This window comes from Methylobacterium litchii, from assembly GCF_038442315.1.
In the GTDB taxonomy this organism is placed as follows: Bacteria; Pseudomonadota; Alphaproteobacteria; order Rhizobiales; family Beijerinckiaceae; genus Methylobacterium; species Methylobacterium litchii.
Map to the genome: position 1 here is coordinate 568,044 of NZ_JBBXMY010000001.1, position 25,402 is coordinate 593,445.

Annotated in this window: 23 protein-coding genes; 12 read left to right on the forward strand and 11 right to left on the reverse strand. The window is 69.8% G+C overall.

The features are described 5' to 3' along the window. The first annotated feature begins 86 nt into the window (after window positions 1–86). Window positions 87–1,469 carry an MFS transporter gene (locus AAHF99_RS02935; RefSeq protein WP_342162586.1) on the forward strand — a complete coding sequence of 461 codons (1,383 nt, stop codon included), beginning with the start codon at window positions 87–89 and terminating at the stop codon, window positions 1,467–1,469. A gap of 66 nt (window positions 1,470–1,535) precedes the next feature. Beyond that, window positions 1,536–2,330, forward strand: a complete 795-nt coding sequence (locus AAHF99_RS02940; protein WP_342162587.1) for an SDR family NAD(P)-dependent oxidoreductase — start codon at window positions 1,536–1,538, stop codon at window positions 2,328–2,330. 51 nt (window positions 2,331–2,381) lie between these two features. Here AAHF99_RS02940 and AAHF99_RS02945 read toward each other — a convergent pair whose 3' ends face one another. Continuing rightward, window positions 2,382–2,738, reverse strand: coding sequence for an SWIB/MDM2 domain-containing protein (locus AAHF99_RS02945; RefSeq protein ID WP_243959087.1), 357 nt, complete (start codon window positions 2,736–2,738; stop codon window positions 2,382–2,384). Window positions 2,739–3,215: 477 nt separating this feature from the next. On the opposite strand from AAHF99_RS02945, the gene AAHF99_RS02950 reads away from it, so the two are divergent. Next, window positions 3,216–3,650, forward strand: coding sequence for a PRC-barrel domain-containing protein (locus tag AAHF99_RS02950; protein WP_342162588.1), 435 nt, complete (start codon window positions 3,216–3,218; stop codon window positions 3,648–3,650). On the opposite strand, the gene AAHF99_RS02955 is transcribed toward AAHF99_RS02950, so the two are convergent. Further along, complete coding sequence (locus AAHF99_RS02955; RefSeq protein WP_342162589.1) at window positions 3,647–4,045, reverse strand: hypothetical protein; 399 nt, start codon at window positions 4,043–4,045, stop codon at window positions 3,647–3,649. The genes AAHF99_RS02950 and AAHF99_RS02955 overlap by 4 nt on opposite strands. Before the next feature lie 299 nt (window positions 4,046–4,344). Between AAHF99_RS02955 and AAHF99_RS02960 the strand changes: the two genes are divergently transcribed. The 6 genes from AAHF99_RS02960 to AAHF99_RS02985 all read left to right on the forward strand — a co-directional run bounded on the left by AAHF99_RS02960 (window position 4,345) and on the right by AAHF99_RS02985 (window position 12,005). Next, complete coding sequence (locus tag AAHF99_RS02960; RefSeq protein WP_342162871.1) at window positions 4,345–5,070, forward strand: PRC-barrel domain-containing protein; 726 nt, start codon at window positions 4,345–4,347, stop codon at window positions 5,068–5,070. Then, complete coding sequence (locus AAHF99_RS02965; protein WP_342162590.1) at window positions 5,067–6,464, forward strand: MFS transporter; 1,398 nt, start codon at window positions 5,067–5,069, stop codon at window positions 6,462–6,464. The genes AAHF99_RS02960 and AAHF99_RS02965 overlap by 4 nt, the downstream gene beginning before the upstream one ends. A 200-nt stretch (window positions 6,465–6,664) precedes the next feature. Beyond that, window positions 6,665–8,434 carry an ABC transporter ATP-binding protein gene (locus tag AAHF99_RS02970; RefSeq protein ID WP_342162872.1) on the forward strand — a complete coding sequence of 590 codons (1,770 nt, stop codon included), beginning with the start codon at window positions 6,665–6,667 and terminating at the stop codon, window positions 8,432–8,434. Between the two features lie 94 nt (window positions 8,435–8,528). Further along, window positions 8,529–9,458: a glutaminase gene (locus AAHF99_RS02975; RefSeq protein ID WP_342162591.1), complete on the forward strand. Its 930-nt coding sequence runs from the start codon at window positions 8,529–8,531 to the stop codon at window positions 9,456–9,458. Between the two features lie 67 nt (window positions 9,459–9,525). Then, window positions 9,526–10,917 carry an MFS transporter gene (locus tag AAHF99_RS02980; RefSeq protein ID WP_342162592.1) on the forward strand — a complete coding sequence of 464 codons (1,392 nt, stop codon included), beginning with the start codon at window positions 9,526–9,528 and terminating at the stop codon, window positions 10,915–10,917. A 74-nt stretch (window positions 10,918–10,991) separates the two neighbouring features. Further along, on the forward strand, window positions 10,992–12,005 hold the full coding sequence (locus AAHF99_RS02985) for an adenosine kinase (RefSeq protein WP_342162593.1): 1,014 nt from the start codon (window positions 10,992–10,994) through the stop codon (window positions 12,003–12,005). 7 nt (window positions 12,006–12,012) lie between these two features. Here AAHF99_RS02985 and AAHF99_RS02990 read toward each other — a convergent pair whose 3' ends face one another. Beyond that, on the reverse strand, window positions 12,013–12,987 hold the full coding sequence (locus tag AAHF99_RS02990; RefSeq protein WP_342162594.1) for an NADPH:quinone oxidoreductase family protein: 975 nt from the start codon (window positions 12,985–12,987) through the stop codon (window positions 12,013–12,015). 300 nt (window positions 12,988–13,287) lie between these two features. Here AAHF99_RS02990 and AAHF99_RS02995 point away from each other — a divergent pair, with 300 nt between their 5' ends. Further along, window positions 13,288–13,575 carry a GIY-YIG nuclease family protein gene (locus AAHF99_RS02995; protein ID WP_342162595.1) on the forward strand — a complete coding sequence of 96 codons (288 nt, stop codon included), beginning with the start codon at window positions 13,288–13,290 and terminating at the stop codon, window positions 13,573–13,575. A 164-nt stretch (window positions 13,576–13,739) separates the two neighbouring features. On the opposite strand, the gene polA is transcribed toward AAHF99_RS02995, so the two are convergent. The 7 genes from polA to AAHF99_RS03030 all read right to left on the reverse strand — a co-directional run bounded on the left by polA (window position 13,740) and on the right by AAHF99_RS03030 (window position 21,371). Further along, window positions 13,740–16,871, reverse strand: coding sequence for a DNA polymerase I (gene polA, locus AAHF99_RS03000; protein ID WP_342162596.1), 3,132 nt, complete (start codon window positions 16,869–16,871; stop codon window positions 13,740–13,742). 61 nt (window positions 16,872–16,932) lie between these two features. Continuing rightward, a complete protein-coding gene (locus AAHF99_RS03005) occupies window positions 16,933–17,277 on the reverse strand; it encodes a HepT-like ribonuclease domain-containing protein (protein ID WP_342162597.1) in 345 nt (114 codons plus the stop codon). Beyond that, a complete protein-coding gene (locus tag AAHF99_RS03010) occupies window positions 17,267–17,563 on the reverse strand; it encodes a nucleotidyltransferase family protein (protein ID WP_342162598.1) in 297 nt (98 codons plus the stop codon). The genes AAHF99_RS03005 and AAHF99_RS03010 overlap by 11 nt, the downstream gene beginning before the upstream one ends. A gap of 102 nt (window positions 17,564–17,665) precedes the next feature. Then, window positions 17,666–17,920 (reverse strand): hypothetical protein, encoded by a 255-nt coding sequence (locus AAHF99_RS03015; RefSeq protein ID WP_342162599.1) that lies wholly within the window; start codon window positions 17,918–17,920, stop codon window positions 17,666–17,668. A gap of 135 nt (window positions 17,921–18,055) precedes the next feature. Further along, window positions 18,056–19,507 (reverse strand): UdgX family uracil-DNA binding protein, encoded by a 1,452-nt coding sequence (locus AAHF99_RS03020; RefSeq protein WP_342162600.1) that lies wholly within the window; start codon window positions 19,505–19,507, stop codon window positions 18,056–18,058. Beyond that, the gene (locus tag AAHF99_RS03025; protein ID WP_342162601.1) at window positions 19,507–20,718 is read right to left on the reverse strand and encodes a putative DNA modification/repair radical SAM protein; all 1,212 of its coding nucleotides are present in this window, start codon (window positions 20,716–20,718) and stop codon (window positions 19,507–19,509) included. Before AAHF99_RS03025 ends, AAHF99_RS03020 begins: the two co-directional genes overlap by 1 nt. Window positions 20,719–20,795: 77 nt before the next feature. After that, entirely contained in the window at window positions 20,796–21,371 is a 576-nt protein-coding gene (locus AAHF99_RS03030) for a regulatory protein RecX (RefSeq protein ID WP_342162602.1), read from the reverse strand. 143 nt (window positions 21,372–21,514) lie between these two features. Between AAHF99_RS03030 and AAHF99_RS03035 the strand changes: the two genes are divergently transcribed. Next, window positions 21,515–22,915: a TAXI family TRAP transporter solute-binding subunit gene (locus AAHF99_RS03035; RefSeq protein ID WP_342162873.1), complete on the forward strand. Its 1,401-nt coding sequence runs from the start codon at window positions 21,515–21,517 to the stop codon at window positions 22,913–22,915. A 61-nt stretch (window positions 22,916–22,976) separates the two neighbouring features. Beyond that, window positions 22,977–24,377 (forward strand): TAXI family TRAP transporter solute-binding subunit, encoded by a 1,401-nt coding sequence (locus tag AAHF99_RS03040; protein WP_342162603.1) that lies wholly within the window; start codon window positions 22,977–22,979, stop codon window positions 24,375–24,377. Here AAHF99_RS03040 and AAHF99_RS03045 read toward each other — a convergent pair. After that, on the reverse strand, window positions 24,355–25,326 hold the full coding sequence (locus AAHF99_RS03045; protein WP_342162604.1) for an aliphatic sulfonate ABC transporter substrate-binding protein: 972 nt from the start codon (window positions 25,324–25,326) through the stop codon (window positions 24,355–24,357). The two genes, AAHF99_RS03040 and AAHF99_RS03045, sit on opposite strands and share 23 nt — an antisense overlap. Between the last annotated feature and the right edge of the window lie 76 nt (window positions 25,327–25,402).

Below are 25,402 nucleotides of genomic sequence, written 5' to 3' on the forward strand. Positions count from 1 at the left end.
ACCCCTCGACGCTGCCGCGCGCCTGCGCGAGACGACAGGCCCCTTCCCCGACACGGACGCCTTGCGGCGCCGCAGGAGCGCCCAGCATGGCCGAGACCGCCGCGCCGCAACCGCAGGACGGGTTGCCGCTGCGCGAGCGGAGGCTCGCCATGGCCGCCATCGCGCTCGCCATGACCATGGCCGTGCTCGACGGGGCCATCGTCAACGTGGCGCTGCCGGTCCTGGCCAAGGACCTCGCGGTGAAGCCGGCCGACGCGATCTTCGTGGTCAACTCGTATCAGGTCGCCGTCACGGCGAGCCTCCTGCCCTTCGCCGCCCTCGGCGACATCTTCGGCTTCCGGCGCGTCTATTTGCCGGGGCTCGCGGTGTTCGTCGCCGCCTCGTTGGCCTGCGCCCTGGCGCCGAGCCTCGGGCTGCTCGTCGCCGCGCGGATCGTGCAGGGACTGGGCGCCGCCGCGATCATGAGCGTCAACATCGGCTTCGTGCGCTTCATCTACCCGCACAAGATCATCGGGGCGGGGGTGGCGAACGTCGCGCTGGTCGTGGCGGTGGCCTCGGCGGCGGGGCCGACCGTCGCCGCCGCGATCCTCTCCGTGGCGACCTGGCCGTGGCTGTTCCTCGTGAACGTGCCGGTGGGGCTGCTGGCGCTCGCCGTCGCGACCCGCACCCTGCCCGCGACCCCGGAGAGCCGCCGGCCCTTCGACGGCTTGAGCGCCCTCCTCAACGCCTTGACCTTCGGCCTGCTGATCGTCGGCATCGATGGGCTCGGCGATCCCAGCGGGGCCGCCCGGGGAGCGGCCGAGATCGCCGCCGCCCTCGTGTTCGGGGTGATCTTCGTGCGCCGCCAGATCCGCCTGCCGGCGCCGCTCCTGCCGGTCGACCTGCTGCGGATCCGGGCCTTCGCCCTGTCGATGGCCTCCTCGGTCTGCGCCTTCGCGGCGCAGATGGCGTCCTACGTCGCCCTGCCGTTCTACTTCCAGGACGTGCTCCACCTGTCGAGCACGCAGACCGGGTTTCTCATGACCCCCTGGCCCATCGCCGTCGCGGTGATGGCGCCGATCTCCGGGCGGCTCGCGGACCGCTACCCGCCGGGGCTGCTCGGCGGCGCCGGCCTCGCGGTGATGGCGGCCGGGCTCGCCCTCGTCGCCGCCCTGCCCACGGGGGCGCCAGTCCTCGACATCGTGTGGCGGCTCACCCTCTGCGGCCTCGGCTTCGGCCTGTTCCAGTCGCCCAACAACCGGATCATCGTCACCTCGGCCCCGCGCGAGCGCAGCGGCGGCGCCAGCGGCATGCAATCGACCGCGCGGCTCACCGGGCAATCCCTCGGCGCGGCCCTGGTCGCGGTGCTGTTCGGCCTGACCCATGGCAGTGGAGCGGGCTCGGCGGTAACACTCTCCCTGTCAACGGCCGTGGCGCTCTCCATGGTCGGCGCCTGCACCAGTGCCCTGCGCTGGCAGCGGAACGGGTAGGAGTGGTCTCCGGCCCGGCCGACCCCACCTTCGCGTCACGGGGTGAATGGCAAAGGACAGCCGATCATGGATCTCGATCTCAGCGGACGCAAAGCCCTCGTCACCGGCTCGACCGGCGGCATCGGCTACGCCATCGCCCGGGCGCTCTGCGACCTCGGCGCCGAAGTCGGCATCAACGGGCGCACGACGGAGCGGGTCGATGCCGCCCTGGCGAAGCTGCGGGGCGAGGCGAGCGGGGGGCGCGCCTTCGCGGCGGTGGGGGACGTCTCCGACGCAGCGGGGGCCGAGGCCCTGGCGTCGGCCAATCCCGGCATCGACATCCTCGTCAATAACACCGGCATCTTCGAGCCGAAGCCGTTCTTCGACATCCCGGACGCGGATTGGCAACGCTTCTTCGACGTGAACGTGATGAGCGGCGTGCGCCTGTCCCGCGCCTACACGCCGGCCATGGTCGAGCGTGGCTGGGGCCGGGTGATCTTCATTTCGAGCGAATCCGCCCTCAACGTCCCGACCGAGATGGTCCATTACGGGATGACGAAGACGGCGCAGCTCTCGATCGCGCGCGGCCTTGCGCAGACGGTGGCCGGCAGCGGCGTCACCGTGAACAGCGTCCTGCCCGGCCCGACCCTCTCCGAGGGCGTCGAGACCTTCCTCAAGCAGATGAGCGACGGTGCGACCGGCGATAGCGAGGAACTCGGCCGCCAGTTCGTGACGCAGCATCGGCCGACATCGCTGATCCGACGTCTCGCCAAGGTGGACGAGGTCGCCAACCTCGTCGCCTATCTGTGCAGCCCAGCCGCAAGCGCGACCACGGGCGCGGCCATGCGGGCCGATGGCGGCGTCCTGCAATATCTCGCATGACGCCAGGATCTGCCGCGACCGGCCCGCGGGCCGGTCCGGCAAGAAGCGCCGTTAGGACTTCAGGTGCGCCGCGAGGTGCTTGTTCATCTCGAACATGGAGCACTTGTCCTTGCCGAAGACCTTCTTCAGCTTGTCGTCTGCGACGATCTCGCGCTTGTTCTCGGGGTTCTGCAGGTTGTGCTTCTTGATGTATTCCCACACCTTGCTCACCACCTCGCCGCGCGGAAGCGGGCTGGTGCCGACGATGGCGCCAAGCTCGGCCGAAGGCTTCAGCGGCTGCTGAAGGGCGTTCGGCTTCGCGGCCGCTGCCTTCGCAGCTGGCTTGGCGGTCTTGGCGGGGGCGGACTCAGAAGCAGCCTTGGTGGTCTTGGCCGCCTTCGGCGCAGCCTTCTCCGTCTTCGTCGCCATCAATATCCTCCGATGCTCGGACCGCGCCGGGGCAAACCGCACCCCGTCGCCGCGTCAGCATAGCAGCATCAACTAAGCGGTGACGCGCCCGTTCCAAGGGGAAAGTCGGTGCTAACCGCTTCAATCCACAGGGTGGACCAGCCTTTGGCCCATTCGGCAAGGATGCCGAAGCAGAATCTTATCGCATAGGTTGGGATATGAAACATTATCGTAACCGCGATTTGCAAGTCTCGGTGACATGTTCACACCGATCCTCTCCCTCGCACTGGTGCTCTCCGTGGCGCTGGTCGTCGCCCTGGCGGCCGGAACGCGGCGGGACGACACCGGCCGGGCCCCCGAGGCCCGCGTCCTGATCTGACCGGGCCCCGCCCGCTCGACCACGAATCACGCGGACGCCGCGACGGAACCGGTTGCGGCGGTGCTCGTAACCCCTCCATCACCCCCGCCGCGTGGCCGCGGGGCGCCTGAGGAGGGACCATGCCCACCGATCTGCCGACCGAACGCGCCGTCAGGAAGCCGGGCACGCTGGAACTCGACCCGGCCGCCGAAGGCGTCGCCCTCGACGAGACGCCGCGCCTGATCGCCTCGAACAAGGTCGAGGGAACCGACGTCTACGACGGCGAGGGCCGCCATCTCGGCACGGTCTACAATTTCATGGTCGATAAGGTGTCGGGGCAGGTGGCCTACGCCGTCCTGGCCTTCGGCGGCTTCCTGGGCCTCGGGGAGAACCACCACGCGCTGCCCTGGCGGGCCCTGCGCTACAGCACGGAGCTCGGCGGCTACGTGGTGGATATCGACCCCGGCTCGCTGGCGGGTGCGCCGACCCACGGGCCGGGCGAGGACAGTTTCGCCGACCCGAACTACAAGAAGCGGTTGGACGAATATTACGGCAGCCGCCTCGCTTCCGCTTAGAACTTGCCGCCGAGGCCGACGCTGCCGCCGGGGGTGAGCGACGGGGCCATGCCGTTCGAGCCGCTGCCGCTGCGGGCGTCGCTGCCTTCCAGCTCGTCGCGGCGGATCCGCCGCTCGCTCGCATCGGCGGAGCGGCTCGCGGCGCCCGCGCTCTTCGGGATGTCGATGTTGCGGGTCGGGGCGGCCGGCAGCGGGCGGCCGTCGTCGTCCAGGGTCGCCGTCCGCGCCTGACGGCCGGGGATGGCGCCGCGCATGGAGGGCGGCAGGCCGACATCGGTATCGGGCATCACGCCATTCGTGCCGCCCAGCGCCTGACATCCCGCGAGGCCGCCAGCGGCCAGGGAGACGGCGAGAATCAGGGCAGGCACGGGGGCCGGAAACGGGGTGCGGGACATTGACGGTTCCTCGCGCGGGCCGCGCAATGCCAGGGCCCACGAACTGTTTGTTAGGATCTAAGCCGGGGTTGCGGCGAAAAACAGACGCGCCGGGGGCGGGCGGGCCGCCCGGGGCGCGCCGGAGGGGGAATGTGGCGCGGATCTCGCACCCTGTTGCCCTCAGCCCACAGACCTGATCCATAACTTCGCCCAGGTCCGACGGTATCACCGTCATGCCGCGCCGGATTCGGGCGGTAGGGCTCCCCGCCTGGCCGACCATCGGATTTCGCAGAGGACGACGCGTGCGTACTACCAGTCGGATGATCGCGGCCCTGGTGCTCGCCCTGGGGGCGACGGGGGTTGCCGCCCAGACGCCGCCCGCTGGCGGTGAGGGCGCCTCCGGCCCGGGCGCCTCGCCCCCGCCTCTGCCTCCGTCCACCGCCACCTCACCCGCCCCGACGCCCGCGCCGGCCGCGCCGCCCGCCGCCACCCCGGCGCCGCCGCCCTCGGCCCCGCCCGCGACCCCTCCGGCGCCCGCCGCCGGGGCGCAGCCGCAGCAGGGCACGCCCGCCACGGTCCTCGACACCTCGGATTACGAGAGTCTCCTCGGCCGCAGCGTCCGCAGTGCGCAGGGGGACGAACTCGGCCGGGTGATCGACGTGATCATCGACAAGGAAGGGCATCCCCGCGCGGCGATCATCGATTTCGGCGGCTTCCTCGGCGTGGGCACCCGCAAGATCGCCGTCGATTGGCGCGCCCTGCGCTTCGCCTCGGACGGCAAGGAGCGCCGGCTTTCGGTGGCGCTCACCCGCAATCAGGTCCGCGTCTCGCCGGAATACAAGTCGGGCGAGCCGATCGTCGTGCTCGGCCCGGCGAGCGGCACGCCGCCCGAGGGCGAGCAGGCCGGCGTGGCTCCGGCGGGACCGCCGGCCCCCGTCGTGCCCCCCGCGCCGATGCCGCCCACTGCGCCCGCCGCCGCCCCTCCCGTCGCGACGCCTGCCGCCCCTCCCGCTGCGCCCGCGCCCGAAAAGGCTCCGGATAAATGACGGTGGCCCGATTGAAGGCACGGCCCCCCGTTCCCGCGACACCGGCCCGAGACGTCCACCGCCCGGACGCGCGCAAGGATGCGGTGGCCGAGGCGCGCCAGCGGCTCGCGGCGGTGCCGGATGCGGCGGCGGCGTCCGGGGCTCCGGCCCCGGCCGAGGCCGTCGTCTCCCGGGGGAGCCGGCGGGGCCTCGATGCCTTCGCCTTCTTCGTGGCCAACCTTCAGACCGGGTTCGGGCCGTTCCTGGCCGTCTACTTCTCCCAGGCCAAGTGGACCCAATCCGACATCGGTTTCGCCCTCACGGTGGGGAGCCTTGTCGGCCTGCTCGGGCAGGTGCCGGGGGGCGCCTTCGTGGATGCCGCCCGCTCCAAGCGTTTCGCGGCGGCGGTGGCCACCCTCGCCGTGGCGGGCAGCGCCCTCGCGCTCGCCGTCTGGCCGAGCTTCCTCGTCGTGCTCCTCGCCATGGCGCTGCACTCGGCGGCGAGCTGCGTGCTGACGCCAGCCATCGCCGCGATCAGCATCGGCCTCGTCGGCCATGCGCGGGCCGGCGAGCGCCTGGGGCGCAATGCCAGCTTTCAAGCGCTCGGCAACGCCGTCGCCGCCGCCGGAATGGGCGCCTGCGGCTACTACCTCTCGAACGGCGCCGTCTTCTACCTCACCGCCGCCCTCGGCATTCCCGCCGTCATGGCGCTGTCGGCGATCCGCGCCGACGAGATCGATGCCAGCACGCGCGTCCAGGCCGCCGCCGAACCCGCCGCCGCCTCGCCGAACGGGCGCGGGGCGCTGCGGGCGCTCCTCGGCAACCGGGGCCTGATGAGCTTCGGCGCCTGCATGCTGCTGTTCTTCCTCGCCAACGCGGCGATGATGCCCCTGGTCGGCAGCGTCCTGACGCTCCGCGCCAGCGAGACCGCGACCGCGCTGGTTGCAGCCTGCATCATGGTTCCGCAGGCGGTGCTCGCCGTCTGTGCACCGGCGGTCGGGCGCGCCACGGAGCGGTTCGGCCGCTACCCCGTCCTGCTCGTCGGATTCGCGGCCCTGCCGCTGCGCGGCCTGCTCCTCGCCTCCACCACGAACCCCTATGCCCTGGTTGCGATCCAGGTGCTCGACGGCGTCTCGGCCTCGGTGCTCGGCGTGATGGTGCCCCTCGTCGTGTCCGACCTGACGCGCGGCACGGGCCGGTTCAACCTCGCCCTGGGGGCGGTGGGAACGGCCATGGGCATCGGCGCCGCCCTCTCGACCTCTCTGGCGGGCATCATGGCCGACCGGCTCGGAAGCCACAGCGCCTTCCTCGGCCTCGCTTTCCTGGGCTTCGCTGCCTTCATGCTGGTGGCGTTGATCATGCCCGAGACCCGCCGGTCCGGCGGCAAGGAGCGTGAGATCGCGGAGCCCGCCTGACGGGCGCGGCATCGCTTTCGCTTGGGCGAGGCGATCAAGCTATGTTCAGCTTGGGCCGCTAAAAGCGCGCGATCCAGAGAGTCACACTGCAACGTATGGCAACGCTCCTGCGTTGGCGCTACGGGACGGACTTGCCTTTAGAACCGCATGCTCGCACGGCTGCCGCCGGCCGGTCACGCGAGAACGGGATGGTCGCCACGATGGAAGAACTCCACCGATACGCCGAACGGCCCTTCGCCTTCGTCGGACGGTACCTGCGCCGCCGCTGGCTACCGCACCTTGTGATCCTCATCTCGGTGCTCGGTGCGGTCGGGTTCTCGGTCTCGACCGACTACGCCCTGAAGGGCGTGGTCGATGCCCTCACGAAGGGGCCGGGGCCGGAGAACACCGGCATCTGGAGCGCGCTGACCGTCCTCATCGTCTTCATCGCCATCGACAACGCCCTCTGGCGCGTGGCCGCGCTGACGGGCGCCTTCACCTTCGTCGGGGTGACGGGCGACATCCGCCGCGACCTGTTCCGGCACATGACCGGCCATTCGCCGACCTTCTTCTCCGACCGCCAGCCCGGCACGCTGGCGAGCCGCATCACCGCGACCTCGAACGCGATCTTCACGGTCGAGAACATGTTCGTGTTCAACGTGATGCCGCCGACCGTCGCCGCCTTCGGCTCCATCGCCTACATCGCCTCGGTCAGCCTCACGATGGCGGGGATCCTCGCCGGCATCTTCGCGGCGGTGGTCGTGCTGATGTTCAAGATGGCCTCGGCCGGCAAGCCGCTGCACCACGACTTCGCCGCCAAGGCCGCGAGCGTGGACGGCGAGATGGTCGACCTCGTCGGCAACATGTCCCTCGTGCGCGCCTTCTCGGCCTTCAAGCGCGAGGGCGCCCGGTTCGAGGGCACCATCGCCACCGAGATGCGCGCCCGGCGCTCGTCGCTCCTCTACCTCGAGAAGCTGCGCATCGTTCACGCCATCCTCACCGTGCTGGCGATCCTCGGCCTGCTCTACTGGTCGATCCGGCTGTGGGAGGCCGGACAGGCGACGAACGGGCAGGTGGTCCTCGTCTGCACGCTGGGCATCCGCATCCTGGCCGCGACCCGTGACCTCGCCGTCGCGCTGGTGGACGCCACGCAGCACACGGCCCGCCTCGCCGAGGCGCTGCACACCCTGCTGCAGCCCCACGACCTCGTGGACCACCCGGAGGCGAAGCCCCTCGCCGGCCAGGGCGCCAAGATCGAGTTCGAGCACGTCGCCTTCCACTATCCGGACGGGCGCCCGGTGTTCAGCGACTTCGATTTGACCATCGAGCCCGGCCAGCGGGTCGGCCTCGTGGGCAAGTCGGGCGGGGGCAAATCGACCCTGTTCTCGCTGATCCAGCGCTTCTACGACGCGCAATCGGGGGCGATCCGCATCAACGGCCAGGATATCGGCCGCATCACCCTGGATTCGCTGCGCGAGGCCATCACGGTGGTGCCGCAGGACGTGTCGATGTTCCACCGGACGCTGCGGGAGAACATCCGCTACGGACGGCCCGAGGCCACCGACGAGGAGGTCTGGCAGGCGGCCGAGGCGGCCCATTGCACCGACTTCATCAAGGCCCTGCCGGAAGGCTTCGACACCATCGTCGGCGACCGGGGCGTGAAGCTCTCGGGGGGCCAGCGCCAGCGCATCGCCATCGCCCGCGCCATCCTGAAGAACTCGCCGATCCTGCTCCTCGACGAGGCCACGTCGGCGCTCGATGCGGAATCCGAGCAGGCGATCCGCCACGCCCTCGGCAACTTGATGAAGGGCCGCACGGTCATCGCCATCGCCCACCGCCTCTCGACGCTCCAGGACTTCGACCGGATCGTCGTGCTGGAGGGGGGGCGCATCGCGCAGGATGGCTCGCCCGAGAAGCTGACGCATCTCGACGGCTTCTTCCGCGAGCTGATGAAGAAGGAATCGATGGGCACGGCGCTCGCCGCCGCGTGACGGGGGCCCGGTCCTTGCTTAAAGGACCGGGGCTTTGCAGGGCGCCGCCCTGCACCCGCAAAAGGTCTCGGACCTTTTGAAACCACGACTGGCCATGCCCGATCTCGATACCGTCGTCCGTGACATTGCGGAGGAGATGGCCGCGCGCGCGGATCGCGGTACGGTCGCCGATTACATCCCCGAACTCGCCCATGTGGACCCGAACCGCTTCGGCATGGCGGTGATCGACCGGGACGGGCGCGTCAGCGCGGGCGGCGACAGCGAGACGCTGTTCTCGATCCAGAGCATCTCGAAGGTCTTCACCCTGACGCTGGCCATCGGCATGATCGGCGACCGGCTGTGGCGGCGCGTCGGGCGGGAGCCCTCGGGCAACCCGTTCAACTCCATTGTGCAATTGGAGCGGGAGCGCGGGGTGCCGCGCAACCCCTTCATCAATGCCGGCGCCATTGCGGTGACGGACGTGATCCTCTCCGGCCACGCGCCGCGCGAGGCCCTGGGCGAGATCCTGCGCTTCATGCAGTTCCTCTCGCAGGACCCGAGTGTCTTCATCGACGAGACGGTGGCGGCCTCGGAGCGGCGCACGGGGTTCCGGAACAGCGCGCTCGCCTATTACATGAAATCGTTCGGGGTGATCGAGAACCCGGTCGACTACACGCTGGGCGTGTACTTCCACCATTGCGCCATCGCGATGAACTGCCGCCAGCTCGCGACGGCGGGGCAGTTCCTGGCCCATAACGGCCTGAACCCGGCGACTGGCTTCAACGTGGTATCGCCGGAGCGGGCGCGCCGCATCAACGCGATCATGCTGACCTGTGGCCACTACGACGGCTCGGGCGAGTTCGCTTACCGCGTCGGCCTGCCGGGCAAGAGCGGGGTGGGCGGCGGCATCCTCGCGGTGGCGCCGGGCAAGGCCTCCATCGCGGTCTGGTCCCCCGGCCTCGACGCCGCCGGCAATTCCCATCTCGGCCGCGTGGCGCTGGAACAGCTGACCCAGCGCATGGGGTGGTCGGTGTTCGGGGTGTGAGGGGCGCCTTGCGCAGCCGCCCTTTCCGGGGCAAGCGGCGCGGCGATCCCACGAGCGAGCCTTCCCCATGACGACCAGCGCGGCTTCCCATGATCCGGGCCTGATCGTCGCCCGGCTCGACCGGCTGCCCGCGACGCGGAGCGTCTGGCGCCTCGTGGCACTGCTCGGCCTCGGCTTCTTCTTCGAACTCTACGATCTGCTCTTCACCGGCTACGTCGCGCCGGGCCTCGTGAAGGCCGGCATCCTCACGCCGACGACGCCCGGCCTGTTCGGGGCGACGGGCGTGGCGGGGTTCGTGGCCGCCCTGTTCACCGGCCTGTTCATCGGCACCGTCGCTTGCGGCTGGCTCGCGGATCGGTTCGGGCGGCGGGCGATCTTCACGTGGTCGCTCCTGTCCTACACCGCCGCCAACGTCGTGATGGCCTTCCAGACGGACGCGTTCGGCCTGAACCTGTGGCGGCTCATCGCCGGGATCGGGCTGGGGCTGGAGATGGTCACGATCGGCAGCTACCTCTCCGAACTGGTGCCGAAGGCGATCCGGGGGCGGGCCTTCGCCCTCTGCCAGGGCATCGGCTTCTGCGCCGTCCCGGTCGTCGCCTTCCTGTCCTACCTGCTGATCCCCCTCACGCCCCTCGGCCTCGACGGCTGGCGATGGGTCGCCCTCATCGGCGCCTCGGCGGCGGTCCTGGTGTGGTGGATGCGCTCCGGCCTGCCCGAGAGCCCGCGCTGGCTCGTGGAGCGCGGGCGCTTCGCCGAGGCCGAGGCGGTGATGGCTCGCCTGGAAGCGCAGGTGCAGGCGGAATACGGCCGCCCCCTGCCGCCCCCCGGCCCGCCGCAGCCGATGCAGCCGCGCGGCGCCTTCCGCGACATGTGGGTGCCGCCCTACCGGCGCCGCACGCTAATGATGGCGGGGTTCAACGTGTTTCAGACGGTGGGCTTCTACGGCTTCGCCAACTGGGTGCCGACCCTGCTGATCGCGCAAGGCATCACCGTCACGTCGAGCCTTGCCTACACGGCGCTGATCGCGCTGGCCGCGCCGGTCGGGCCATTGATCGGGCTCCTGATCGCCGACCGGTTCGAGCGCAAGCACGTCATCGTGGCGGCGGCCTTCGTCTACATCGCCTGCGGCCTCGCTTTCGCGCAGGTGCGGGACGTCGCCGCCATCGTGGCGCTCGGCATCGGGCTGACGCTCGCCTCGAACGTCATGTCCTACAGTTTCCACGCCTATCAGGCGGAGCTGTTCCCCACGGGCATCCGGGCGCGGGCGGTGGGCTTCGTCTATTCGTGGAGCCGCTTCTCGGCGATCTTCACGGGCTTCCTCATCGCCTTCGTCCTGCGCGAGGCGGGCGCCCCCGGCGTCTTTCTGTTCATCTCCGTCGCCATGCTCATCGCGGGCGGCCTCGTCGGCCTCCTCGGGCCGCGCACCCGGGACGTGGCGCTGGAGGAGATCGCGGGGTGAGGGCGTCTTAAAGCCTTGATCCGGCGGGCGGCCAATGCCACAGCCGCCGCAATCATCGGCAGACGGATACTTGCATGAGCGCTTCCCTCGACCTCCTCGTCCTCGGTAACGCCATCGTCGACGTCATCGCGCGCACCGACGATGCCTTCCTCGAAAAGGAAGGAATCGCCCGGGGGGCGATGACGCTGATCGACGAGCCCCGCGCGGAAGCCCTGTTCCAGGCCATGGGCCCGGCGACGATCGTGTCGGGCGGTTCGGGCGCCAACACCGCCGTCGGCGCGGCGATGCTCGGCGCGAAGACCGGCTTCGTCGGCCGCGTCCGCGACGATGAGCTGGGCCAGCTGTTCCGCCACGATCTGAAGGCGACGGGCGTCTCCTACGACGTGCCCGCCGCCACGGACGGCCCGGCCACGGCCCGCTGCTTCGTGCTGGTGACGCCGGACGGCGAGCGCACCATGAGCACCTATCTCGGCGCCTGCCAGGGCCTCGGGCCGGACGACATCCACAAGGAGACGGTCGCCGCCGCCCGCGTCGTCTACCTCGAAGGCTACCTGTGGGATCCGCCCGCCGCCAAGGAGGCGTTCCGCAAGGCCGTGGAGATCGCCCACCGGGCCGGCAACGCCGTGGCGCTGACCCTGTCCGACGCCTTCTGCGTCGGCCGCTACCGCGACGAGTTCCTGGGCCTGATCCGCGACGGCAGCATCGACATCCTGTTCGCCAATCTCGGCGAGTTGAAGAGCCTCTACGAGACCGACGACGAGGAAGCCGCCGTGGCGGCGCTCCGCGACGAGCGCAACGGGCGCGGCCTGCACATGCTCGGCCTCGTCACCCGCTCGGAGAAGGGCGCCCTCGTCGTCAACGGCGGCCATGTCCGCGAGGTGGCCGCGAGCCCGGTGGAGCATGTCGTCGACACGACCGGCGCGGGCGACCTGTTCGCCGCCGGCTTCCTCGCCGGCCATGCCCGTGGCCTCGACCACGCGACCAGCGCCCGCCTCGGCGCCCTGGCCGCGGCGGAGGTCATCCAGCATATCGGCGCCCGGCCGCAGGCGGATCTGGTGATGCTGGCGCGGGAGCAGGGGCTCCTCTGAGCCCCGCCTAGACCCGCAACAGCACCTTCCCCACGGCCTCCCGCCGGATGAGCACCGCGAACGCCTCGCGGTAATCGTCCAGCGGATAGACGCCGTGGACCTTGGCGCTGAGCTTGCCCTCCGCCACCCAGGCTAGCAGCTGTTTCTGGTCGGCCCGGTGGCCCTCCGGGTCGCGCTCGGTGAAGGCGCCCCAGTGGACGCCCTGCACGTCGAGTTCCTTGAGCAGGATCAGGTTGAGCGGTAGACGCGGAATGGCGCCGGCCGCGAAGCCGATCACGAGGTAGCGCCCCCGCCACGCCAGGGCGCGCAGGGCCGGCTCGGCGAAGGCATCGCCCACCGCGTCGTAGACCACGTCCACCCCGGCGCCGCCCGTGATGCGGCGCAGGTCATCTTTCAGGGTCTCCGGTGAGTAGACCAGCCCCTCGGCGGCGCCGTGGGCGCGGGCGGCAGCGACCTTGTCTTCCGATGAGGCGCAGGCGATGACCTTCGCTCCCATCAGCGCCCCGAGCTCCACCGCCGCGAGCCCGACCCCGCCCGAGGCGCCGAGCACCGCGAGCCATTCGCCCTGCCGGAGCTTCGCCCGGTTGGCGAGCGCATGGAGGGTGGTGCCGTAGGTGATGGTGAGTCCGGCCGCCTGCTCGTCGGGCACGCCGTCCGGCACGGGGGTGAGCTTCTTCGCATCGATGGCGATCCGCTCGGCGCAGCAGCCGTAGCCGGCATGGATCACCACGCGCTGGCCGACCGCGAGCCCGCTGACGCCCTCGCCCAGCGCCTCGATGACGCCGACGCCCTCGCCCCCCGGCGAGAAGGGCAGGGGCGGCTTCACCTGATACTTCCCGGCGACGATCAGCGTGTCGAAGAAGTTGAGCGCGGCCAGCGTGACGCGCACCAGCACCTGCCCGGCGGTGGGGGTGGGGTCTGGCCTCTCCGCGATGGCGAGACTGTCCGCGCCGTCGAGGCTCTGGCAGAGGAGGGCTCGCATCGTTTCGCTCCCGTATTTTTATTCGGCGCCTTCGCCACGATGGGCGAAGGTTGCGCCTCTTTCGACGGCTTCAACCCCCCTCCCAGTCCACCATCGTCATTGCGAGTGAAGCGAAGCAATTCAGGGATGCAGGCCGTTTTCGAACGTAGCGCTACCCTGGATTGCTTCGCTGCGCTCGCAATGACGGCTAGGATGCAAGGGGCGCTGCATTTCTGTGAATTATCCGCCATCCGTCTTTGCGAGCGAAGCGAAGCAATCCAGGGATCCGCGACTTAAGTCGCAACCCTCCCGAGGGCCGCCGTGCGCGCGCCGAGCGTCTACATCATGGCCAGCCGACGCAACGGCACGCTCTATGTCGGCGTGACCTCCGATCTGGCCCGGCGGGTCTACGAGCACCGCGAAGCCCTGCTGCCGGGTTTCACGCGGCAATACGGCTGCAAGGCGCTCGTCTGGTACGAGTCTCACGCCTCGATGTTCGAGGCCATCGACCGCGAGAAACAGATCAAGGCCGAGTCGCGGAAGCGCAAGCTTGCGCTCATCGAGGCAATGAACCCGGATTGGACCGACCTGTACCCTGGGCTGGTGTAACCTCCGGCGATGGCGCGGCGCCCTGGATTGCTTCGCTGCGCTCGCAATGACGGATTTGGCGGGAGAAACGTCATTGCGAACGGAGTGAAGCAATCCAGGGACGTGGGCCGCTTCCGAACATGACGCCGCCCTGAATGCGCGGCGCACGCAGTGACAGGCGCGCCTCAATGCGCCTCCTGCCAGTTCAGCGCCGCCTTGGCCTCCACCACCAGCGGCACCCTGAGCGTCAGGGCGGGGGCGGGCGCCTCCTCCATGATTGAGGCGATGATCGGGATCGCCGTGTCGACCTCGTCCTCGCGGGCCTCGAAGACCAGTTCGTCGTGCACCTGCAGCAGCATCGTCACGCCGAGATGCTTGGCCTTCAGCGCCGTCTCCATGCGGATCATCGCCCGGCGGATGATGTCGGCGGCCGAGCCCTGGATCGGGGCGTTGATCGCCTGCCGCTCGACGCTCGCCCGCTCGTTAGGGTTGTTGGAGCGGATCTGCGGGTAGTGGCACACGCGCCCGAACAGGGTAGTGACGTAGCCCTTGTCGCGGCAACTGCGCTTCGTCGTGTCGATGTAGTCCCGGATGCCGGGGAACTGCTCGAAATACTGCTTGATGAAGGCCGAGGCCTCCTCCCGGCCGATGCCGAGCCGGTCGGCCAGCCCGAAGGCCGAGATGCCGTAGATGATGCCGAAGTTGATCGTCTTCGCCCGGCGGCGCAGATCCGGCGTCATCTCCTTCAAGGGCACGCCGAACATCGCCGAGGCCGTGGCGGCGTGGATGTCGATCCCATCCTCGAAGGCTTTGCGCAGTTCGGGGATGTCGGCCATGTGGGCGAGCAGCCGCAACTCGATCTGCGAGTAGTCGGCCGAGATCAGCTTCATGCCCGGCGCCGCCACGAAGGCCCGGCGGATGCGCCGTCCCTCCTCCGTGCGCACGGGGATGTTCTGCAGGTTCGGCTCGGAAGAGGAGAGCCGGCCCGTCGTCGTCGCCGCGAGCGAGAACGAGGTGTGGACCCGCTGCGTCTCCCGGTCGGCATGGGTCTGGAGCGAGTCGGTGTAGGTCGATTTCAGCTTCGAAAGCTGGCGCCATTCGAGGATCTTCTTGGGCAATTCGTGCCCTGCCTGGGCCAGCTCCTCCAGCAGCGTCGCGGGCGTGGCCCATTGGCCGGAGGGCGTCTTCTTGGCGCCGGGCAGGCCCATCTTGCCGAACAGGATGTCGCCGATCTGCTTCGGCGAGCCCACCGAGAACTTCTCGCCCGCGTCCTCCTGGATCTCTTCCTCCAGGCGCACGAGGATCTGCGAGAAATCGCCCGAAAGCCGGCTCAGCATGTCGCGGTCGACGCGGATGCCGGCCATCTCCATGCGGGCGATGATCGGCAGGAGAGGCCGCTCCAGGGTCTCGTAGACCGCGACCCGCCGCTCGGCCACGAGGCGCGGCTTCATCATCCGCCACAGGCGCAAGGTGACGTCCGCATCCTCGGCGGCGTAGGCGGTGGCCTTGTCGAGGGCGACCCGGTCGAACGTCACCTTGGCCCGGCCGGTGCCGGCGACGTCGGAGAAGGTGATTGGCTGGTGGCCGAGATGGCGGCGGGCGAGCTCGTCCATGCCGTGCCCGCCCTTGCCGGCGTCGAGCACGTAGGAAATCAGCATCGTGTCGTCCAAGGGCGCGACTTCGATGCCGTAGCGTGAGAACACGACCCAATCGTATTTGAGGTTCTGGCCGACCTTCAGCACGCCGGGATTTTCGAGCAGCGGCTTGAGCCGTGCGAGGGCTGCGTCGAGGGGGATCTGGCCGGCCAGGGGCTCGACCAGATCGGTCGCCGCCGCGCCCTGGCCGAACAGGTCGCCGGCATCGGCGGGGGCGGAGACCGCCTGCACATGCGCCAGCGGGATGTAGCAGGCCCGCCCCGGCGCCACCGCCAGTGAGACGCCGACGAGCCCGGCGCGGAAGGAATCCAGCGCATCGGTCTCGGTATCGACGGCCACCACGCCGGCTTCCTCGGCCTCGGCGATCCAGGCGTCGAGATGTTCGAGGGTGAGGATCGTTTCATAAGCGGCGGTGTCGAACGGCTTCACCGATTCGCCCGCCCGCGCCGCCACGAGGCCACCCGGCGTCGGCTCGGCGGGGCCGCGGGGCTTGGGCGCCGCATCCGGCAGGTTGAGATCGGCGAAGGGATCGACCTCGCCGCCCTCGGGGGGCGCATCGCCCGGCGGGCGCTCCGAGCCGGCGGCGGCGGTTTCCGGGTCCGGGGGGACGCTGTCGCCGAAGAAGGGCACGGGCTCGCCCGCCGCGCCCTTGGCGCCGGGGAGGAGGGCGGGGTCCGGCTTCACCTTCTCCGGGTCGACGTGCAGCATCTGCGCGATGCGCCGGGTGAGGGTGTTGAACTCCATCGCCTTGAGGAAGCCGACGAGCTTCTCGGGGTCGGGTTTGGGCACGGTGAGGTCGTCGAGCGCCACCGGGACCGGCACGTCCTCCATCAGCGCCACGAGTTTGCGCGAGAGGCGGGCCTGATCGATGTTGGCGAGCAGGGTCTCCCGGCGCTTCGGCTGCTTGATCTCGCCCGCCCGCTCCAGCAGCGCGTCCAGGGAGCCGAATTCCTTGATGAGGGCGGCGGCGGTCTTCAGGCCGATGCCGGGCACGCCCGGCACGTTGTCCGAGGTGTCGCCGATCAACGCCAGCGCGTCGCCGATCTGGTTCGGGCTCAGGCCCTCCCACTTGGCGATGATGGCGTCCACATCGAGGTTGCGCTCGGGCCGGTAGCCCGGCTTACCCTTGGACCCGGATTCGAAATCGTAGAATCGCACGAGCGGCCCGACGAGCTGCATCAGGTCCTTGTCGGAGGAGACGATGATGACGCCCGCCCCCCGCGCCTCGGCCTGCCGCGCGTAGGTGGCGATGAGGTCGTCGGCCTCGTAGCGCGTCAGCTCGACGGCATGCAGGCCGAAGGCCCGCACCGCATCGCGCATCAGCGGCATCTGGCGCTTGAGGTCGTCGGGTGCGTCGGGGCGATGGCCCTTGTAATCCGGGAACATTTCCTTGCGGAACGAGCCCTCGGACTTGTCGAAGACGATGCCAAGATGCGTCGGCATGGTGCCGGCCGCGCCGTCCTGCAGGAACTGGGCGATCTTGGTGCAGAACAACCGCACCGCACCGGTCGGCAATCCGTCCGAGGGGCGGGAATTGTACTTCTGGTCTTGGTTGATCGACTGAAAATAGGCCCGGAAGATGAAGGACGAGCCATCGACCAGGATCACCTGATCGCCGGGGCCGACGGGCTTGGGGGTGGAGGCGGTCGTTTTTGCAGTCACGCTGTGTGCCGAATGTCCGAGGATGCCGAGGGGCGAGCGAGTTCAATGACGAACGATACGTTCAGTCGGGATGGCTCAACTCAACCTTACACACGACGATCAGATCTGACATTCTATGGCGCGCGACGCGCCAGACCATCTCGGCGGTGACGTTCTTGTAGGCGTGCCGGTAGACGTTGCCGGCATCCGCGATCTGCCGCCAAGGGATGTGGGGATGGCGTGTTCGGGTCCCGTCATCGACACGACGGCTCGCCTCCGAGATGATCTCCGGGCAGCGCGTCACGGCGTAGAGCCTCATGCGATCGTGGGCGAACGCATCTGCATCGATGCCGGCCGTGAATTCAAGCGCGGCTTCCGCATTGTCCAGGATACCGAGAAGCGCGTCTCGCCCCCGCTCAGAAAGCATGGATCGCGTCCCGTTCGGCCGACGGCCTCACGTAGGGCTTCAGCATCTCCCGGTTCGCCACATCGACCTTGATGGAAAATAGATCGCTGATGAAGCCGATTACACCTGCGTAATCGTAGACATCTTGAACGACCGAGGTGTCGATATCGATCATGATATCGAGGTCGCTGTCAGGTGTTGCTTGGTCGCGAGCGACCGAACCGAAAAGGGAGACATGACTCACGCCACGACGGTGCAGCTCTTCTTGATGCGCGCGCAGGATGGCGAGGGCGGCGTCACGGTTCATTGTATGAGACCGTCGGAATCGTGTCAGTTCTGACCTATACCAAAAAACAAGCGGCGGGGCACTTGGGCCCCGCCGCCTCATGCACTGGCGTTGGTGTGGGTCTCAGCAGCGGTTGCCGCCGGTGGTCTGGCCGTACTGCTTCACCGGGCGGGTCTGCTGGTTGGCGTTGCCCTCGGCGGCCGAGCTCGGGCGGCAATAGCCGGGGTGAGACTCGTAGAACTGCGAGTCGTGGACGCCGATGGAGCCGGTGTAGATCGGACCCGTGTCACGGGAGAACGGGTAGGCCGTCGCGGAGGTGACGGGGGCGGCGGCACCGATCACGAGGGCGGCGACGGCGGCGGCGATACGGGTCTTCATCTTTATTACTCTCTCTTTGCGCATCGCGGATCGCTTATTGGCGTCCGCTTCATCTGTCATGAGAGAGATATAGGAACGTCTTTCCCGGAGCGACGTGCCTCGTCGCACGCAGCACAAGGGATTAAAACCGGCGCCTCACGCCGCGAGCTCGGCCCCAAGCGTGGCAATACGCTTCAGGTCGGTGATGAAGGCGGCATAGGCCTCCTCCTTGGCCTCGTCGGGTAGGCGCAGCAGGTAGGAGGGGTGGACGGTGATGTAGCCCTGGAAGCGGTTGTCCAGTCGGTCGAACCGGAAGGGGCCGCGGGCGCGGGTGATCGGGATCGCCTTGCCCGTCAGCGCCAGCACCGCCGTCGCGCCGAGCGCCACGACGAGCTTCGGCGCCACGAAGTCGAGTTCGCGGTCGAGCCACCAGCGGTAATGGCTCACCTCGCCGGCCGTCGGCTTCTCATGGATGCGGCGCTTGCCGCGCAGGGTGAATTTGAAGTGCTTCACCGCGTTAGTGAGGTAGCTCGCCTCGCGGTCGATGCCGGCCTCCGCCATGGCGCGGGCCAGGAGCTGCCCCGCCGGCCCCACGAACGGGCGGCCCTTCAAATCCTCCTGATCGCCCGGCTGCTCGCCGACGAAGGCGACCGTAGCGCCGATCGGGCCTTCGCCCAGCACGGCCTGGGTCGCGCCGGGCACCAGGGGCTCCGTCTTGCGGATGATAGCGTTGAGCTCGTCGAGGCTCTTCGGGTCCTGGTCCGCCATCGCGGCGACGGCTCGGGCGGGTTCGCGGCGTGCGGGCAATGTCGGCTCCCTCTCGATCATCTGCGCGGTCCGGTCCGCCGCGCCCCGCAGCAGGGCGGGGATGGCGGCCGTCTCCGGCATGTTGCGCCAGTACTTCTTCGGCATCTCCGCGCGCATCGCCTTCGGGTTCACGCGGGCCGGGTTGAAGGTCGTCTCGTAATAGGTCTGCCAGCCGGCCTCGAAGCCGTCGCCCTCGGGCACCTCGGCGCGGGAGCCCGGCGGGCCATAGGCGAGGGTGTCCCCGTCCCAGACGGCCCGGCCCTCCGGCGTCAGGATCGTCCAGCGCATGCCGGCGAAGCGGCGCACGAAGAACGGCGCGGCGGCTTCCAGAATGTGATGGTCGGGCTCGAACCACGCGACGTAACGCTCGCCCGCCGGATCCTCGACCCGGCGGAAGCGCAGGAAGGCGTGCATCTTGTGCAGGTCGCGGCCGATGGCCTTGGCCATGCGGGTCAGGCGGTGAACGAGCGGATCGCTCGCGACCTCCATCAGGTGCCGCTCCCCGTGGAGGACGCGCCAGATCAGGGCGTAGAGCAAACCGTAGCGCTCGGGGTCTAGATGGGGGACCACGCTCGGGATCAGGGACGTGACCGCCCGGGGCAGGACGAGGGGCGCGTCGGACCCCGGCGATGCATCGTCGCCGAACAGGCTCGGCGCGGACTCTGCGGAGAAGGTCACGGCCTCCGGCGGCACGCCCTCGGCGGCGAGGCGGCGGGCGGCATCGCGGAAGCCCGTCAGGTCGGCGCCGGGGCGCAGGAGGATGGTGCGCGCGGACGCGGCGCGGGAGGTCGCGCCCGCCATCAGAACAGGCTCAGCTGCTGGGCCGGCTCCACGAGGCGGGCGCGCAGGTCGGCGCGGTCGGTGAGCGCCACCGGACGGTGGTCGGCGGCGATGAGGAAGGGGCGTGCCCGCTTGAGGCTGGAGGTCAGCCGCGCCACGTCGTCGAGGCGGAGCGTCGTGTGCTTGCGCGCCTTCACGATCCGGTCCACCGCCCGCGCCCCGAGGCCGGGGACGCGCAGCAGCATCTCCCGGTCGGCCTTGTTCACGTCGACGGGGAAGCGCGCGCGGTTCTTCAGCGCCCAGGCGAGCTTCGGATCGATGTCGAGGGCGAGCATCCCGCCTTCGGAGGCCGAGGCGACCTCCTCGGCCGAGAACTCGTAATACCGGAGCAGCCAATCGGCCTGATACAGCCGGTGCTCGCGGGCGAGCGGCGGGGCCTTCAGGGGCAGGATCTGCGAGCCGTCCGGGATCGGGCTGAAGGCCGAGTAATAGACGCGCTTGAGCCCGACGCTGCCGTAGAGGTTTTCGCTCTTGGCGATGAGGGCGGCGTCGGTCGTGTCGTCGGCGCCCACGATCACCTGCGTCGAATGCCCGGCCGGGGAGAAGCGGCGGCGCTCGGCCTTGGCCTCGACGATCCGCTCGCCGATCTGCGCCATGGCGTTCTGGATCGCCGCGCCGTCCTTCTCGGGGGCGAGCCGGCCCAGGCTCGCCTCGGTCGGCAATTCGACGTTGATCGACAGGCGGTCGGCGTAGAGCCCCGCCTCCTCGATCAGCCACGGGCTCGCCTCGGGGATCGACTTGAGGTGGATGTAGCCCGCGAAGCCGTGATCCCGGCGCAGGGACTTCGCCACGCGGGTCAGCAGCTCCATCGTGTGGTCGGGCGACTTGATGATGCCCGAGGACAGGAACAGACCCTCGATATAGTTACGCTTGTAGAAGTTGATCGTGAGGTTCACCACTTCCTCGACGGTGAACTTCGCCCGCCGCACGTTCGAGGAGCGGCGGTTGACGCAATAGGCGCAATCGAACAGGCACCAGTTGGTCAGCAGGATCTTCAGCAGCGACACGCAGCGCCCGTCGGGCGTGTAGGCGTGGCAGATCCCGGCCCCCGTGGTGGAGCCGATCCCGTCCTTGCCGGCCGCGCGCTTGGGCGCCCCCGACGAGGCGCAGGACGCATCGTATTTCGCGGCATCGGCCAGGATGCGGAGCTTCTTGGCGAGGGCGTCATCCATGGAACGGAAGATGAACGTTTCGGGGGCGGATACAAGGGCACCACGCCCCTGCTCCCTAGCCGCAACGCCGCACCCCGTCAGGCGGGTTCCTCGTCGGCGTCGATGATCCGCCGCGCCAGGCCGTAGGGAAAGCCCTGCCGGGCGAGGCTGCCGAGGTCGCGCTCCCGGTAGTCGGCCCGCCGGTCCGGCTGGCGGAAGGGGCCGAGGCGGCGGCGCTTGGCATAGGCCCAGGCGGCCTTCTCCTCGCTGTCCTCCTCCGGCGAGGCCTCGCGCTCGGCCTCCATCACGGCAGCGACCACCTCGCGCGGCACGCCCTTGGCGGCGAGCTTGAAGCCCGCCCCCCGGCGCGAGGTGCCCAGGCGGCGCAGAGCCGCGAGGCGCCCCTCGGCGAAGCGGGCATCGTCCACGAGTCCGGCCGAGAGGGCGCGGGCCACCGTCGCCTCGATCATCTCCGCGAAGGCGGCGGGCTCCTCCCCCCGAGCCCGCGCCCGCTTCTCGACACGCCGCGAGAGGGTGCGGCGAAGCATCTCGGTCGAGGCGCTGTAGCGCTGCAGGTAGTCGAGGGCGGCCCGCTCCAGCCACGCCGCGCTCACCGGGCGCGGGGGTGGCTTGGGTGTCTCCGGCCCGGAAGATGCAACGGAGGGAGGCTTCACGTGTTCTTCACGATCTGGACAGGTTTGCGCTTCATGAACGACCCATGGAACGCGCGCAACGCGACAGGCCGGGCGATGTCCCACCTCCTGATTCCAAGCTTGGGGCACTGCAGCGAAAGCTGTGGGCGGCCGCCTCCGTCCTGATGCGGCGCGAATGGCTCCTCGTCCTGGTGGCGCTCGGCTTGATCGCGCTCGCGAGCGGGGTCGCCTACCTGTGGCGTCCGAACACCCTCACGGTGGCGGTCGGCCCGCAGGACGGGCCGGAAGCCGCGCTGATCGAGGCCTACGCGGCCGCCCTCGACCGGGCCCGCGAGGATGTGCGGCTGAAGGTGGTGCGCTACGAGGACGTGCGCGACAGCGGCCTCGCCCTCCAGCGCAACAAGGCCGACCTCGCCGTGGTCCGCCCCGACGTGTTCCTGCCGGAGAACGGCCTGACGCTGGCGATCCTGCACGACGAGGCGCTGGTCGTCGCCCGTCCCGAGCACAGCGACATCGACGAGTTTCCCGATTTCGCCCGCAAGCGCCTCGGCATCGTGGTGCGGCACGGGGCGGACATCCCCTTCCTCACCAACGTCCTCTCCTTCTACGATCTCCTGCCCGACACGCCCGCCGGCGACGACACCGCCGAGCCCGCGCCCGGCCATGTCCTCGTGGTGCCGCTGAAGTTCGGCGAGATCACCCAGGCCATCGCGGACAAGCGCGTCGATGCCGTGGCGATCATCGCGAGCCCCGCCTCGAAGATGGCGGGCAGCGTGATCCGGGCCGTCGAGGCGGGCTCGCCCGAGCGCAAGATCGGCTTCGTGTCGATCCCCGACGGCGACGCCATCCTGCAGCGCTTCCCCGAACTGCAATCCGTCACGATTCCCGCCGGCACCTTCGGCGGTCGGCCGAAGCGGCCGGACGAGGAGATCCGCACCGTCGGCGCGTCCTACCGGCTGATGGCGCGGGGCACGGTGAGCCGCGTCGCCGTTGCCTCGGCGACCCAGCACCTGTTCGAGTGGCGCTCGCGCCTCGCCGCCGCCGCACCCATCGCCAAGCTGATGAAGGCGCCCGATTTCGACACCACCGTCGCGGCGACCTCGGCCCGCCTGCCGAACCACCCCGGCGCAGTCGATTATTTCGAGCGCGAGCAGCAGACCTTCCTCGACCGCTACGAGGATTACATCTACCTCGTCGCCTTCTTCGGCGGCACGATCGGCTCGGGCTTCGCGTGGCTCGGCCAGCGCCTCGCCCGCAAGCGGCGGGAGCGGATCGACATCGTTCTCGACCGGCTGCTCGACATCCTGCGCGAGATTCGCGCCGCCACGAATGTCGAGCAACTCGACGCCATCGTCCTCGAGATCGACGACCTCATCGCCGACGTGGTCTCGCATACCCGCGAGCGCACCATCGACCTGCGGACGGTGAGCGCGCTGATCCTGGCGGTGGACAGCGTCCACGAGGCGGTGGGCGATGCGAGGCGGCGGATCGGCGTGCCCCCGCCCGAGGGCGAGCGCCGCCGCTCGGCCCAGCTCATGGCGCTCCACCTACCCGCCGCCGAATAGGGCCGGGCACAGAACGGGTTCCGCCGCGTTTGGCCTGCGCACGACCGCAGGACCGAACCCCATGGCCGCGTTGACCCATTTCCTGATGCGCCGGGACGTCCTCCTCGTGGCCAGCGCCCTGTTGCTCTGCCTCGGCGGCGCGGCGGCGTGGTATCTGCTGCGCCCGACGACCCTCACCATCGCGGTGGCGCCCAAGGACGGCACCGAGCCGGGCCTCATCAAGGCCTATGCCGATGCCCTCGACGCGAGCGGGGAGGGCATCCGCCTGAAGATCCTCTCCTTCGACGACGTGCGCGAGAGCGCCGCGGCGTTGCAGGATGGGCGGGCCGACCTCGCCGTGGTGCGCCCGGACGTGCTCCTGCCGACCAACGGCCTGACGCTCGCCATCCTGCGCGATCAGGCGATGATCGTCGCCTCGCCGGAGCAGGGGGGCATCAAGTCCTTCGCCAAGCTCGGCGGCAAGCGCCTCGGCATCGGCGCGCAGAAGGACGCCGATTACTGGCTGCTCAAGAACCTGCTCTCCTATCACGGCCTCGCCCTGGAGACGGCTCCCGCCGCCGGCCCGGTGCCTGCCGGCACGGTGCAACTCGTGCCCGTGGACGAGGGCGCCGTCGCACCGGCCTTCAAGGAGAAGCGGATCGACGCCTTCCTCAGCATCATCGCCCCCTCGGCCCCGAAGGCCATCGCCCTCGTCGGCGCAGTGCGCTCGGTGGCGAAGGACGGCAAGGTCGAGTTCGTCGCCGTGGAGGACGACGACGCCATCATCGAGCGCTTCCCGAAGCTCCAGGCGGTGACGATCCCCGGCGGCCTGTTCGCCGGCCGCCCGAAGCTGCCCGCCGACGACGTGAAGACGGTCGGCGCCTCCTACCGGCTGATGGCGCGGGGCTCGCTCAGCCGGGTGATCGCGGCGGATTTCACGCAGCAATTGTTCGAGAAGCGCACGGCGGCGGCCCAGCAGACGGACGCCGCCGAATACGTCCTGGCGCCCGCCTACGAGACCACCGTGGCGGCGACCAGCGCGCGCATCCCGATCCATCCCGGCGCCATCGACTATTACGAGCGCGAGCAGCACGGCTTCGTGGAGCGCTACGGCGACACGCTCTACCTGCTCGGCGCCCTGGCGGGCGGCCTCGTCTCGGTGCTGGCCTGGGTGCGCCAGCGCCTCACGAGCCTCGGCCGGGAACGGATCGACGACGTGATCGACCGGCTGATCGCGATCACCCAGGAGGCCCGCCGCCTCAAGGACCCGCAGGCCATCGAGGCGCTGACCATCGAGGTCGATGGGCTGGCGGCGGACGTGGTGCGCTATGCCCGCGAGCGCGAGCCGGAGCCCTCCACCCTCTCCGCCGTCTCCATCGCCATCGAGACGGCGCGGGCGACGATCCACGATTGCCGGATCGCCGCCGTCGGGTCTCCCCGAGAGCGGGAGGAGGCGCCGCTCAGCGCGCCGCTGGCGGGTTGAAGGCCGTGTCGATCAGCCCGTCGACCGCCTTCGGAACGTCCACGTCCGAAGCGATCACGCCGGCCTGCTGCAACGCCACGCCGGCCGCGCGGATCGCATCGGCCTGGGTCGGGCCGATGGCCGGCTGGGACAGGTCCGTGCGCTCGAGCTGGCGGGCGACGACGGGCTCGGGCAGCTTCGTCGCGGCGACGAGTGCCGCTTTGAGGGCGGCCGGGTCCTTCAGCGCCTCGGCGCGCACCCGCTCGTAGGCGGCGATCACCGCCTTCACGAGGTCGGGGTTCTCCTTGGCGAAGGCCTCGCGCACGTCGAGCACGCCCCAGGTGTTGGCGGCGGGGTCGCGGAAGAACAGTACGTCGCCGTTCTCGATCTCGGCCGAAGCCATCATCGGGTCGAGCCCGGCCCAGGCGTCCACGTCGCCCCGGTCGAGGGCGGTGCGCCCGTCCGGGTGCTGCAGCAGGACGAGCTTGGCGTCCTTCTCGGTCAGCCCGGCGCCCTGCAGGGCGCGGATCAGGAAGATGTGCGGGTCCGTGCCCCGCGTCACCGCCACGCGCTTGCCCTTCAGGTCGGCGGGCTTGGTGATGCCCGTGTCCTTGCGCGTGACGAGGGCGGTCCATTCCGGCCGCGAGAAGGCGTAGATCGCCTTGATCGGGTTGCCGTTGATCCGCGCCACCAGGGCGGCGGCGCCGGCCGTCGAGCCGATGTCGATGGCCCCGGCATTCAGGAATTCGAGCGCCTTGTTCGACCCGAGGGATTGCACCCAGCGGACCTTGATGCCCTTCGGCTTCAGCGCCTCCTCGACATAGCCGCGCTCCTTCAGGAGAAGGCTCAAGGGATTGTAGGTCGCCCAATCGAGCCGCACTTCCGTCGGCTCGGCGGCTTTCGCCGGGCCGGTCGTGCACAAGGCCAGGGCGAGGGCGGCTCCCAGGACGGAGCGGCGGGCGAGCGGCATCGAATCGTCTCCTCGGCTTGTCTTTGCCGCCGAGCTAAGCCGATCCGTTCTTTATGTCAAACGGAACGTCCGTCTT